This window comes from Streptomyces sp. WAC07094, from assembly GCF_036320405.1.
Taxonomy (GTDB): domain Bacteria; phylum Actinomycetota; class Actinomycetes; order Streptomycetales; family Streptomycetaceae; genus Streptomyces; species Streptomyces lannensis.
In genome coordinates this window covers 7,425,788-7,438,588 of the sequence record NZ_JAVMJZ010000001.1, presented here as the reverse complement: position 1 = coordinate 7,438,588, position 12,801 = coordinate 7,425,788, and the positions used below count along the sequence as shown (strand labels likewise).

Sequence of the window (12,801 nt, the reverse complement as noted above, 5' to 3'; positions counted from 1 at the left end):
TCAGCCCCGAGTGATTACAGCGCGGGCTCTCGGCAAGGCCGTGCGTGCCAGTCGCTGTCGGTCTGAGGTCTCTCGGGGGTATCGCAGTTCCTGTTTGTGTCTGCACTTTGAGTCGAGTCGTTTGGCAACAGAGCTCAGTTGGGACTGAGTTGCACACGTCGCCTCGGCAACGGCGGTGGCAATCTCCCGGTCACGTGGCAGGAGCGACTTCGTGTCGTTGGCTGCCATCCTGGACTGGGTTGGTGTCCGGTAGCGATAGCCGCTGCGGAGCATGCATCGGCTCCATGCCTGTACCGCGGCATCGAACTGCGGGTCGGAAGTCACTTGGCCGATGCGCAGTCCTGCAAGGCTGTCAGTGATTCGGGAAGCCCGGAACCAGGCGTAGGCGTCCCCGTACAGTTTCTCGTCGGATTCCGTGTCGCAGCCCCCCTTGCTGTGGCTGACCAGGATTCCGTTTGGAAGACGTACTGACATCCCCACAGGGGCGGGACCGTTCATGGATCTCAGGGCGGCAGCCCTGCGGGGGGCGGAAAGCGATGAAAAATACCTCTGGTTCGGATCACGTTTTTCCGCATTCTCTCGTTTCTTCTGAATGTCCTTGCCGTAACCGTGCAGCTTGGCCCAGTCGATGTCCTCGATCACGTAGGGAAAGTCCCGTTGCGTCTTTTCCACATGTTTTGGGACGACCCAGAAGCGGAAGCCGTGCCTTCTCATGCAGTGTCCTATGAGGATCTGCTTCGCGAGATCGAGCGTTTCCGCTTGCGTTGCAGGCATAACGTAGGTCTGTCCGGCATGGGTTACGGCTGCACGGCTGCCGAACTGGCACGAGGTCATGAAGAAGACCGAAGCGACGCAGGCCACCGAAACACGGGTCCCCAGGGCCAGGCGGGAGCTCATTCCACCAGTCAATCGCCTTACTCCTCTCATGAAGGGTGGGCACCGTCTTGCTGGGCCAACAGGCTCCCCGGACACGGTCTTTCCAGGTGCTTCGCACCGGAACACAAGGCCGGCTCCAGTCGCTCATGCCGACTCAGGGCGCCTCAATGCAGGACTCGACGGAAGGCACGTGCCGAGGTTTCTTAGACTCAAGAAGATGCTCCGCACGGCGTCCGATCGCCGAAGGGACTGTCATGCCGATCGCACACGACGACACGTACGTGAAGGGCGGTGAAACAGGGGCCAGGCAACTCCCCGACGTCCCACGGCCCGGTCCGCTACGAACATTTCGCCGAGCGTGCCGTTTCGTCCCCGCCTCGAGGTCTACCTGGTCGCCGATAATCACGGGCACTGCCCGGCATGATGCTGACGCCCCGAGAAGAAGGTCATGAATCCGCTACCTCCAACCAGAAAGACAATGACTCTCTTGGTGGAATGCGTCGATTCCGCACTCTGGGCGATGACAGTAGGAGCGATCCCGGACGCGCAGGCACCAATACGTGCACCGCGACTCCCCAGATCATGCACGACGCAGCAGTACACTGCTGTACAGCTATGAGCTGGGATACATCGGCGCGATGGACGCGGGGGTTCCGGTTTGACTGGAACGGAACGATTATCGGGAACAGCCTCGTTCGAAGCGGCGGTCTCCCCCTTGTTCGCTCCGCTACGGGTGACGGATCCAGAGCCGTCGGCGTTCCGAGCCATGGTCGACCACACGGCCATCGGGTCAGCGGTCGTCGCCCGCATCCAAGCCACTCCTGCAACGGTGCTGCGGGACAGCAAAAGCATCACCTCCACCGACATGGAGTGGATGCACCTCACACTGCACCACCGCGGCCGGGTCACAGTGACCCAGGGCGATCGGACCTCGGCGCTCAAACCCGGCGAGCTGTTCGCCTGCGACAACACTCAGCCCTACCGGATCATCGGCGGCGGGCCCAGTGACATGACCGTGCTCTGCCTTCCCCGTTCAAGTCTGGGCAGGTATGCGGACGCCATCAGCCGCCGAACGGCACTCCCCATATCCTCTCAAGGCGGGACCGGCAGACTGCTCAGCCACACACTGTCCGCACTGGAGGATGATCTCCCCGGCCAGGAGGTGGCACGCAGCCACCTGGCTGACGCACTCACCGCGCTCCTGCTCGCCACTTTCGCCGACACCACCCCCGAGCGTGCCTCCGTCGCCAGCGCCCTAGTCGACCGCATCCGCGTCTACACGCTCGCCAGCCTCGGTGACCCCTTACTCAAGGCTGAACAAGTCGCGCGCCAGCACCACATCTCAGTCCGTCACCTCCACGCGCTTTTCCGAGGCGCTGACCTGACCTTCGCCGCATGGGTGCGGCATGAACGCCTGCTGCGTATCCGCCGCGACCTGCTCAATCCCGCCTTCGCAGGTCGTTCCACAGCCGCGATCGCGGCTCGGTGGGGAATAGTGGACCCCAAGCACCTCAGCCGAGCGCTGAAACACGAGTTCGGCGAAACCGTCAGAGACCTACGCCGAGCGCAAAAGGCCGGTTGAGGACATGCCCCGAACCTGACACCGGGACTGCTGCCCACTCACCGAAATTCCCACCCGTCACACCCTGAGCCGTTTGTGAGATTCACGCCTTGACCCCACGCAGCAATGAGGAACACCCGCTGCGCGGATCCGAGGTTCACACTGAATCGGTCCAGCCGTGGGTTGCGGCTGGTGATCCCTGCGTGGATGAGCGACGAACCGTCAGACGAGGACCGAACCTCACCCACGTCCAGGTCGTTTTCCGCGGCGCACTGGGCAAGGGCTGCACGGAGGCTCCCAGCGGCTTTTGCTGTGGCCGAGCCGGCTTGCAGCGTGGAGCTCCGGACGGCACATCCGCGCCAAAGAGGTGCTGAAGAAGCGACGCAACCTCATTCTGCTGGCCAACCGCGAACGCCACGGGACGGCGCTGTCTCCCACGGACCAGACCCGGCTCGCCTCGCTACGGTCCGACCCGCAGATCCGGCGTCGTCGCGCCGACGACGAGCGACGCAACATGGTGCGCCGGGCGCTGCTGGGCGAGCGGTTGCGGCGCTACCCGGTCGACGATGAGCAGGTCACGCCTACGCTGCTCGGCAACGCCATCCGGCGGTTCGAGGAGTACGGGTACAACCGCTTCGGCCTCGACAGCCAGGTGCTGTGGGACGAGTTGATCGGCGTCGTGCCCGATGCCGTGCGGCGGCAGACGGAGACGGCGCGGACAAGCGTCGACTTCTTCGTTGCCCTTCTCTACGGACATCTCCTCGTGGCAGCGGCGGCGTTCGGCACGCTGTTCGCTGCTTCCGGGGAGACGGCCCTGTTGCTCGTCACCGGTTTGGGACTCGCGGTCCTGGCACCTGTCTGGTATCGGTGCGCGATCGCGGCCACCGACGATTGGGCGGCCGCGGTCCGTGCCCTTGTGAACCTGGGCCGTAAGCCGCTCGCGGAGTCTTTGGGACTGGTCCTTCCGGAGAAGCTCGCAGACGAGCGCGAGATGTGGACCAAGGTGACCCGCTTCGCTCTGCGCCCTTATGGGGTCGACTCCGACGGTCTCGACGCGTACCGCGCGAAACCCCCCGGGGCGTAGGCGCTGCCGGAATCGCGCCGACCTCGCCCATGGTTCAGCCGAGGTAAGGGGCAAGGGTGGCCGCAGTGGTTGACGACCGCAGGTAGTGGAACCCGACGACGGTCGTGTGGTCCAGGGCGACGCCGTCCGAGGAATCCGCCGAGACCTGGCGGAATGGCCACGGGGTCGCCAGGATCGGCGATGTTGACCCAGCGCGTCACGCCCGGTGGACGGGCTCCCCGCAGTGCCGGTGCAGAGCCCTGGGGCGAGGGGAGTAGCCGCTCGAAGACGGCGCGCGGCAGAGCTAGCGGCGAGCCAATGGTCAGGAACAGCTCAGGCCGCAGTTCGACCGGATTGCCACCCGAGATCGCCGCCTTGGCCAACTGGGCCCCGGCACCGACCCGTCCATGTGGCTGTGGGACCTCACCGACCTCACCACTGGAAAACCCACCCACCGCCTTACCGGGCCCAGACATCCGACAGTTCATGTCACCCGACCATGATCCACGATGCAAGATCGTTTGAAGACACCGCCTGGGGGTCAGCTGACCGGCAACGCGCTGTTCTCCCGCCTGGAGGCTGTGCCGAGCACTGTACGTGCGACATCTTCCAGTGATCTGAGCAGCGGGTTCGGGTCGTCGGCGCGCGTGACGAGTACGACCTCGCAGGAATCGGTGTCGATGACGGGCACCAGGGCGATGTCCTCGCGTACAGCGGCGCGTCGATCGCCGGCAGGGAAGATCGCGACACAGTGGCCGGTGGCGACGAGCTCCAGCTTGTCCTCGTAGCTGTCGTCGATGGCGGGCCGAAGTGGTGCCGGGCGGTCGCCAACCGGCTTGGGCGTGCTCCAGATGACCGGAGTGCTGACGCAGGCCACCAGTTCCTCGTCCGACAGAGCCCGCAGGCTGACTGCTTCCTCGTTCGCCAGAGGATGACTCACTGATGTGACGAGCACCCGCGGTTCCTCATGAAGCTTGGTCACCCGGAAGCCGTCCGTGGTGAAGGGCAGGGGCCTGTACGCGACGAGGGCGTCGACCCGCCCCTCGGCGAGAGCGCGCGTGTCCCGCCAGTCGAGGTGCCGGGTGCGGAGCTGACCTTCAGGGTGCCGGCGGCGCAGTTCCTGCATACAGGCGGTGATGATCAGTCCTTCGGCGCAGCCGACGGTGACGGCATGGGGCTGGACAGCGGCTCTGGCCGCGCGAGCAGCTTGTTCGGCCTCGCGCAGCAGCGTCCGGGCCCTGGGAAGGAATGCCTGCCCGGCGTCGGTGAGGCTGGTGCCCTGTGGCGAGCGGTCGAACAGCCGGACACCGAGCTGAGCCTCCAGTCGCTGGATCTGGCGGCTCAGCGACGGCTGCGCCAGATGCAGACTGGTGGCGGCCCGGCCGATGTTGCCGTACTCCGCCACGACCGTGAAATAGCGCACCAGCCGCAGATCGACGTCCATCCGCCCAGCCTACGTCGCACGTCGCCATACGCCTGGGACATGACGGCATACGGAACAGGACTTGGACATGGTGTGCGGTTGGATATTTGGCTGGAGGGCATGACCACTTATGACGGCAAGAAGATCGTGATCACGGGCGGAAGCAGCGGTATTGGCCTGGCTACGGCCCGGTTGTTCGCGGACGGCGGGGCGCACGTACTGATCACCGGCCGCACCCGATCCACCCTGGACGCCGCGTTGGAGCAGTTGGGGAACAAGGCGATTGCCGTCCCTAGCGACGTCGCGTCCCTGAAAGACATCAAGGCGCTGGCTGGCACGGTCCAGGAGCGGTTCGGCGCGGTGGACGCGCTGTTCGTCAACGCCGGCGTCACGGCGTCCGCGCCGTTCGACTCGACGACGGAGGAGATGTACGACGAGCTGTTCGGCATCAACGCCAAGGGCCCGTACTTCACAGTGCAGGCATTGGCACCGCTGTTGCGCGAGGGAAGCGCCGTGGTCCTCACCACGTCGGTGGTGAACGTCCTGGGCCTCGACGCGCTCAGTGTCTACTCGGCGAGCAAAGCAGCCCTGCGGTCGATGACGCGCACCCTGGCCCGCGAGCTGCTTCCGCGCAAGGTGCGCGTCAATGCCGTGAGCCCCGGCCCTGTCGACTCGGGCATCCTGGACCGCTCCTTGCTGTCCGCCGACGTCGTCGAGGCGATGAAGGACACCTACCGGAGCACCAACCCGATGCAGCGGCTGGGGACACCCGAGGAAGTGGCCGCCGCGGTCGCGTACTTGGCGTTCGGTGCGACCTTCTCGACGGGAACAGAGTTCCCTGTTGACGGAGGGGCTTCGCAGCTCTAGGCCCAATGCCTGCCTGCGCCGCTCAGGCTGCCCTATGCCCCCAGAACGCCCAAGACCGTTCGGGGCGTTCGGGGCGTTCGGGGCGTTCGGGGCGTTCGGGGCGTTCGGCTGAGCCTGGGTCCTGGCAACGTCGCGGTTGAGCGGCAGCAGTTCGCCGACGTTGCTCACGTCGTGGGCTCCTCGTCCGGGCGCCCCCAGCCACGGCCGTTGAGGTCCGGATGCGTCATGAAGAACAGGCGCGAGTGCCCGCTCTGCAGGGCACGCGGGAGACGGATCGCGTCCACGTGGAGCTCGACGATGATCGGCTCCGGCTCAGGTTCGCCGGGCTGATGGCTCATGTGGTCCTCTCATCGCTGACTGTCGTAAGCGGCTTGAATACGGTCCGCAATCGGACTGCCGGCGTGGAGCCGCCAAGTTGCGCTGCCTGCGTCATCGCCGCCGTCTGCCCGGCGAGGCGCTGCTCAAACCGTGTCATCGGCCTGGGCTCGGCACGCGGTCTGGTCTCATCGTCGCTGCGGCTGAGTCGGTGCAGGGCGCGGTCGGCGTTCCGGTAGGGGCGATGCGTCATGTGGTCTACTCCCCGGCGCTCTTCACCAACCGTTGCAGGTGCTCACGCGTCCATCCGGAGACGCGGGACACGGTGGCTTTTGCGCCACGCTCGTCGGTCTGGCACAGGAAGTGCTTGTGCGGCAGGAGACCTCCCTAACCGACCGGCGTGACCTCTGCCGCCACAGGCAGCCGCAGGAGTAACGAGGCGACACCGTCCCCCCTGCCGGGGCGGACCCAGTCCTGGTCGGCACCGCGACCCCGCCGTCTGTCCTACCGCGCGAGGAGTCGCCCCTGCCCACCGCTGGCGTCCGCACCATCGAGACGCCCTCCGGCCTCGTGCACGCCACTGCCGACCTCCGGTGCAGTGACGCCGGCGTCGGGAGACGTCGCGAAGGTCTGCACGTAGTCGATGGCCGTCTGCAGCGCATCTTTCAGTGGACCGATGTTCCGTGCGACCTGGGCGAGGAGCGTGCCGCCCTGGAAGGCGGCAAGGAGCAGAGTCGCCAGCCGGGCCGGGTCTGCCTCGGCGCTGATGCGGCCGTGTTGCTGCATGCGCTCGATTCCCTCGCGGAAGGTGTCCCTCCACTGGTCGAACGCGCTTGCAAGCTCGTCGTGGACGTCGAGGTCCGTCTTGATGATCTCGCTCGCCAGGGAGCCGAGGCTGCAGCCTTCCTGGTAGGCGTGCTCGTATCCGATGTAGAAGTCCGCCCATGCCCGGAACGCATCGAGGCTCTCGAAGCGGGCGAATTGCTCGCTGCGGTGGAACGTGAGGACGCTCTCGGCCTGCCAGGCGATCACGGCCAGGACGAGGCTCTCCTTGGTCGGGAAGTAGTGGTTGAGCTGGGATCCGCTGACGCCGGCGGCGCGGCGGAGCTGTTCGTTGTTCGTCGCGTGGACGCCTTTGGCGTAGATGAGCTGCGCGGCGTGCTCCAGGATGCGCGCCCGCGTCGCCTGCCCCTTGCCGGTGAGCTTGTGGGCGTCCCGGGCTCCCGTGGTCGCTGTCATGGTTCCGAGGATACCTCGATTGGGCTTGACAGCCCAATAGCGGGCAGTGTTCACTCAGGACTGGGCCGAACAGCCCAAAATCTCGAACGTAACCCGACATCCACTCACCGGAGGCTGATCTGCCATGTCACGACTGAACGCACCCTCTCCCGACGGCGTCCCCGAGACGACGCAGGGCATCCTCGACAACATCGGCGCACAGTTCGGCTTCGTCCCGAACATGTTCATGACTCTCGCGTCGAACCCGACCGTCCTCGACGTCGTCATGACACTGCAGGGCACCTTGAGCCGGGTTCTGGACGCGAAGACGCGGCACACCATCGCGCTCGCCGTGTCGCAGGCCAACGGCTGCGACTACTGCCTGGCGGTGCACACGTACGTGTCGTCCGAACTCGGTGGCATGTCGAGCGATGACATCGACTTGGCCCGGGCCGGGAGCTCGATCGATCCCCAGCGCGCCGCGGTCGCCCGTTTCGCCCAGCAGGTGGTGGCCAGCCGCGGTCAGGTGAGCGATGCCGACCTGGCGGCTGTGCGAGGCGCCGGTTACACCGACCCGCAGATCCTGGCGATTGTCACGGTGACGGTGCAGATCCTGCTGACCAACTTCATCAACAACGTCAACCGGACCGACATCGACATCCCCGCCGTCAGCCCGGCCGGTTTGCCGGGATAAGCGCCGACGTCTTCGTCGAGGTGGCGCACCTAACCGCTCGATCCGTCACTATCTGTAACGATTACTCGGGAAAGGTTCGATATGGCAGGCTCCGACCTCTATGAAAAATTCATGGCGCTGCACACCCGCGACGGTGGTTTCGTCATGCCGAACGCATGGGACGGCCTCTCGGCGCTGATGCTGGCCGATGCCGGCTTCGAGGCGATCGCGACATCGTCGGCGGCGCTCGCTGCCACGCTCGGCCGGTTGGACGGACGTCACAACGTCACCCGTGGTGAGCACCTCGAGCATGCGCGGCTGCTCGGCCGGCTCACCGGGCTGCCGGTCAACGGAGACTTCGAGGACGGCTACGGCGACACGCCGGAAGACGTCGCGGCCACCGTGGAAGCCGCCGTGGCGTCCGGCCTGGCCGGTATCGGGATCGAGGACACCTCGGGCAATCCCGATCGGCCGATCCGCGACTTCGACGACGCCGTCAACCGCATGCGCAGCGCCGTCAACGCGGCCAAGGGACGCATCGTCGTCACCGGCCGCACCGACAACTTCATCCAGGGGCGGCCCGATCTCGACGACACCATCCGGCGTCTGACGGCCTTCGCCGAGGTCGGCGCGGATGTGCTCTACGCCCCCTACCCACCCGACCTCGACGCACTCCGCGCGATCGTCACCGCCGTCGCACCGACACCGGTCAACGTCCTCATCTCGCCGGCGGACAAGGTGCTGACCGTCGCCGAACTGCAAAAGACCGGGGTCAAGCGCATCAGCCTGGGTCCAGCGCTCTACACCCACGCCATGCAGGCACTCCACCAGGCCACCCAGGCCCTCGTCGCGGGTGACCTCACCACCGCGACGACAGGAATCGGCTTCGACCGCATCGGCGAGCTACTCGCCCGCGGCACGAACTAGTTCCAAGCCCTGCGCACCACCGCTCCCCACCCACTCATCGCAAGAAGGAAGCAGATCGACATGAACCTCGACAAGCTCATGAGCAAGCACCTCACCAGGTATTTCGACCCCAGCAAGACCATTCCGGAGGACACCCTGCAGCAGCTGCTGCGGTTCCTGCGCTCCACGCCGTCATCGGTGAACGTACAGCCCAACCACTTCTACGTCCTCGCCACGCCCGAAGGCAAGGAACACCTCGCCAACAACCTGGGCGAACGGTTCCAGGACAACGCCGAGAAGATCCTGAACGCGTCGCACACCATCATCCTCACCACCCGGGCGGATCTGCCCGACAGCCACCTCGAGGCGGTGTTCGCAAAGGAGAGGGCCGACGGCCGGTTCCCTGACCCGTCGAAGCAGCAGCTGTGGGAATCGATGACCCGGGACTTCCTCAACCTGCGCAACTACGGCTACAAGGACCTGAACCACTGGATGGAGAAGCAGACCTACATGGCGGTGGGTCTGACGATGATGGCGGCCGCCGAGCTCGGCGTCGATGCCACGCCGCTGGAGGGGTTCGACCCGACCAGTGTCGACAAGGCCTTCAAGATCCGCGAGAGCGGACACACCACGACGGTGCTGCTGGCCCTCGGCTACCCCGACCCGCAGAAGGTGTACACCACCCCCATCTCCCGCTTCGACACCGACCAGCTCTTCACCTTCATCTGAAAACCCAGCCGGAAGCCAAAAACGCACCACACATACGAGAAAGGGACGATTTCGATGAAAGCCATTGTGGTCACCGACCAGGCCGCGGGAACAGCCGGAATGACACTGACGGAGCGGCCCGAGCCAATCGCGGCGATCAACGACGTCATCGTTCGGATTCACGCATCGGGCTTCGTCCCGACCGAGATGGAGTGGCCATCGACCTGGGCCGATCGCGCCGGCCGTGACAGGACACCGTCGATCCCCGGCCACGAGCTGGCCGGAGTGGTCACCGCCCTCGGCTACGGCACGACGGGGCTGTCGGTCGGGCAGCGGGTGTTCGGCCTCGCCGACTGGCACCGCGACGGCACCCTCGCCCAGTACGTGGCGATCGAAGCACGCAACCTCGCACCGCTGCCCGGCGACGTCGACTTCACGGTAGGCGCGTCCCTGCCCATCTCCGGCCTGACCGCGTGGCAGGGGCTGTTCCAGCACGGCCGCCTCCAGGCCGGCCAGACCGTCCTCGCCCATGGCGCAGCCGGGGCAGTCGGAACGATGGTGACCCAACTCGCACGTGAGGCGGGCGCCTACGTCATCGGCACCGGACGCGCCGCCGACCGCGAGAAGGCACTCGACTTCGGCGCCCACGAGTTCGTCGACCTCGAGAACGACACCCTCAAAGACATCGGGAGCGTCGACCTGGTCTTCGATGTCATCGGCGGCGACATCCAAGAGCAGTCCGCCGCCCTGATCAAGCCCGGAGGAACACTGGTGTCCGTCGTCGGCCCGGTCGAAGCACGGCCCACTCACGGCCTGGCAGTGGACTTCGTCGTCGAAGCCGATCGCGCCGAACTCGGTGAGATCGTGCAGCGAGTGCGGGACGGACGGCTGCAGACAAACATCGGTGACATCGCGAGCGTCGACGATGCGATCGCTGCCCTCAACCCGACCACGCGACGCCGCGGGAAGACCGTCATCCGCGTACTCCCGTAGGCGGCGGACGGCCACAGCCCGCACCGGCCAGCCACAGGCCCGATCCACGCCACGGCCATCGGCCGGCACAAGCACCCAAACCGCCACACACACCAAACACCCGGATCGACACAGGAGTTGATCACCATGAACGGGCAAGAACTGCAGAAGATCGCAGACGCCTTCACCACGGACCTGCCCGGCACCGACCACGAGCACCGTTCCGGCCCCAACTGGGACCTCTACAAGGTGCAGGGCAAGGTCTACATGCTCATGACCGACATGCCGGGACGCCCCGTCGTCATCCTGAAGGCCGATCCCGACGACGCCGCGGCCCTGCGCGAGCAATACACAGGCATCACTCCCGGCTACCACATGAACAAAACACACTGGATCAGCGTGGAAGGCGGAGACACCATCAACGAGAACCTCGTGAAGGAACTCGTCACCGACTCCTACCGACTCGTGGTCGGCGGCCTTCCCAAGTCCAAGCAGCCCGTGGATCCACGCACCTACGGCCGCCACGCCTGACCTTCGTCATGCCCATCACGGCGAGAAACTCCGGGACACAGCGCGCAACACGACACCGGCGCTGCCCGGAGTCAGCCGCGGACGCCCGTCCACCGAGCAGCCGGACCTCCACAAGGCGGCGGGCAAGACCCTCCTGAACGTCACGGACGATCCGGACAAACGCATCCGTCACCCTGACGACAGAACCGGGGTACGGGCCGCTGCCGCAACACCGATACCCACAGATCCGCCCCGGGTCCACCAACCAAAGCCTCGCCACCCAGCACGTGACGACCCGGTCACCCCGGGGCGAAGCGCCCAGGCCGCCACCCCTCCCGACAGCCCGATCACCCTCACCACCGACAGACCTGCCGCCCTGGACCGGTCGGCGGTCCGGCAGTCACCACGGCAGCCGAGCCCCCACCCCGTGTGTGCGACTGGACCGTGCAAAGCGGGTGACTGTACCCCATGGACACGGTCGGCCTCCCACACGCCGTCAGCCCGTGCCATGGGGTCGCCGCCGCAGAGCACGAGGTCTACACCGCCCTGGTCCTGCCCCTCCCCGCCACCGACAAGGAGCACCCCGTGCCCGACACGCCCGTCATAACCGCGCAGGGCCACCGTCAGCGCGCATCGTCGAGGACCTCGCGCAGCTTGTGCGCGAAGGCCTCGGGCTGCCCGGCATAGCCGGACTCGCCGCCGAGGAAGCCGCCGTGGTGGCTCGGAAACACCGTCGCCTCCTGGCCGAGCAGTTCGGCCGTCGCCACCGACGTGCGTCCGGTGAAGGTGTCCCGGGACTCCTCGCCCACTGCGACAATGACCCGCGTCCGCGCCGCGCCAAGAGCATCGATGTCGGGCCGGTAACTGCTGACCGCCCACGACCGGTCGGAGAGCAGCGGGTCGACCCGGGAGCCGTCATCGTCGGTGGGCATGCCGAACGCGGCGGGATCCGGCGCAGGCTGGGCGAAGTAGTCGTCGGTGAATTCGCCCCGCCACGACGTCATCACGATGAAGGTCGCCATACCGGCACCCCAGCCCCCGCGCTCGTACGCGTCCCGGACGCCGGCCCGAGCGTCCTCGGCAGCCCGGGCGTCGGGGAGCACCGGAATGATCGGCGGCTCGTGCGCCACCAGAGTGGTCACGTCGTCGGGGTATGCCGCCACAAGGGCGAACGCGGTCACCGCGCCGCCGCTGCTCGCGAACATCTCGACCGGGCCCGCGCCCAGCGCCTGGATGACGGCGTGCACGTCGGCAGCCTGGATCCCGGGCGCATGGTCGACCCGGCCGTCCTTGCGGGCGCTACGGCCAAGGCCACGCGGGTCGTAGGTCACCACCGTGCGGTCGGGGAAGTACGACGCCAGCGTGCTGAAGCCACCGGCATCCATCGGCTGGCCGATCATGACCAGCGGTGGGTGTCCATCGGCGGCCGGCAACGGGCCGTGGACGTCGTAGGCGAGGTCAACCTCGGGAGTCTTGAGCAGATGAGTAGTCACGACGGTGTAGACCCCTTCCCCGTCCAAAACTCATCGGACCCTGTCCCCACGGTGAGCCGCGGAAGGCCCACACCGTCCGAAGATGCCCGTCTTCCCATTCGCCCGGGGAGGGGCGGAGGGCCTCATGACGTGAGAGCCTTGCGGTTCCATGGGCCCGGCCGGATATCGGCCGGGCCACGGAAGCCGAACGCTGACATGACCGTCTCTCGGTCCTCG

The 12,801-nt window shown here is 66.5% G+C and carries 13 protein-coding genes; 8 read left to right on the top strand and 5 right to left on the bottom strand.

Annotation, left to right across the window (positions count from 1 at the left end; translation table 11 throughout):
• A complete protein-coding gene (locus RCR19_RS33260) occupies positions 1-897 on the bottom strand; it encodes a hypothetical protein (RefSeq protein ID WP_331268465.1) in 897 nt (298 codons plus the stop codon).
• A gap of 637 nt (positions 898-1,534) precedes the next feature.
• On the opposite strand from RCR19_RS33260, the gene RCR19_RS33255 reads away from it, so the two are divergent.
• Complete coding sequence (locus RCR19_RS33255) at positions 1,535-2,458, top strand: helix-turn-helix domain-containing protein (RefSeq protein WP_331268464.1); 924 nt, start codon at positions 1,535-1,537, stop codon at positions 2,456-2,458.
• A 346-nt stretch (positions 2,459-2,804) separates the two neighbouring features.
• On the top strand, positions 2,805-3,521 hold the full coding sequence (locus tag RCR19_RS33250; RefSeq protein ID WP_331268463.1) for a hypothetical protein: 717 nt from the start codon (positions 2,805-2,807) through the stop codon (positions 3,519-3,521).
• 520 nt (positions 3,522-4,041) lie between these two features.
• Here RCR19_RS33250 and RCR19_RS33245 read toward each other — a convergent pair.
• Entirely contained in the window at positions 4,042-4,944 is a 903-nt protein-coding gene (locus RCR19_RS33245) for a LysR family transcriptional regulator (RefSeq protein WP_331268462.1), read from the bottom strand.
• Between the two features lie 99 nt (positions 4,945-5,043).
• On the opposite strand from RCR19_RS33245, the gene RCR19_RS33240 reads away from it, so the two are divergent.
• Positions 5,044-5,790, top strand: a complete 747-nt coding sequence (locus RCR19_RS33240; protein ID WP_331268461.1) for an SDR family oxidoreductase — start codon at positions 5,044-5,046, stop codon at positions 5,788-5,790.
• 164 nt (positions 5,791-5,954) lie between these two features.
• Here RCR19_RS33240 and RCR19_RS33235 read toward each other — a convergent pair whose 3' ends face one another.
• The gene (locus RCR19_RS33235) at positions 5,955-6,128 is read right to left on the bottom strand and encodes a hypothetical protein (RefSeq protein WP_331268460.1); all 174 of its coding nucleotides are present in this window, start codon (positions 6,126-6,128) and stop codon (positions 5,955-5,957) included.
• Positions 6,129-6,609: 481 nt separating this feature from the next.
• Entirely contained in the window at positions 6,610-7,344 is a 735-nt protein-coding gene (locus tag RCR19_RS33230; protein WP_331268459.1) for a TetR/AcrR family transcriptional regulator, read from the bottom strand.
• A 124-nt stretch (positions 7,345-7,468) separates the two neighbouring features.
• Here RCR19_RS33230 and RCR19_RS33225 point away from each other — a divergent pair, with 124 nt between their 5' ends.
• From RCR19_RS33225 to RCR19_RS33205, 5 genes are all read left to right on the top strand, one after another.
• A complete protein-coding gene (locus RCR19_RS33225; protein ID WP_331268458.1) occupies positions 7,469-8,017 on the top strand; it encodes a carboxymuconolactone decarboxylase family protein in 549 nt (182 codons plus the stop codon).
• Between the two features lie 81 nt (positions 8,018-8,098).
• Positions 8,099-8,923 carry an isocitrate lyase/phosphoenolpyruvate mutase family protein gene (locus RCR19_RS33220; RefSeq protein ID WP_331268457.1) on the top strand — a complete coding sequence of 275 codons (825 nt, stop codon included), beginning with the start codon at positions 8,099-8,101 and terminating at the stop codon, positions 8,921-8,923.
• A 60-nt stretch (positions 8,924-8,983) separates the two neighbouring features.
• Entirely contained in the window at positions 8,984-9,631 is a 648-nt protein-coding gene (locus RCR19_RS33215; protein ID WP_220295202.1) for a nitroreductase family protein, read from the top strand.
• Positions 9,632-9,685: 54 nt separating this feature from the next.
• Positions 9,686-10,603 carry an NADP-dependent oxidoreductase gene (locus RCR19_RS33210; RefSeq protein ID WP_331268456.1) on the top strand — a complete coding sequence of 306 codons (918 nt, stop codon included), beginning with the start codon at positions 9,686-9,688 and terminating at the stop codon, positions 10,601-10,603.
• Between the two features lie 126 nt (positions 10,604-10,729).
• Positions 10,730-11,113 (top strand): MmcQ/YjbR family DNA-binding protein, encoded by a 384-nt coding sequence (locus tag RCR19_RS33205; RefSeq protein ID WP_331268455.1) that lies wholly within the window; start codon positions 10,730-10,732, stop codon positions 11,111-11,113.
• 602 nt (positions 11,114-11,715) lie between these two features.
• On the opposite strand, the gene RCR19_RS33200 is transcribed toward RCR19_RS33205, so the two are convergent.
• A complete protein-coding gene (locus tag RCR19_RS33200) occupies positions 11,716-12,585 on the bottom strand; it encodes an alpha/beta hydrolase (RefSeq protein WP_331268454.1) in 870 nt (289 codons plus the stop codon).
• Positions 12,586-12,801 lie beyond the last annotated feature (216 nt).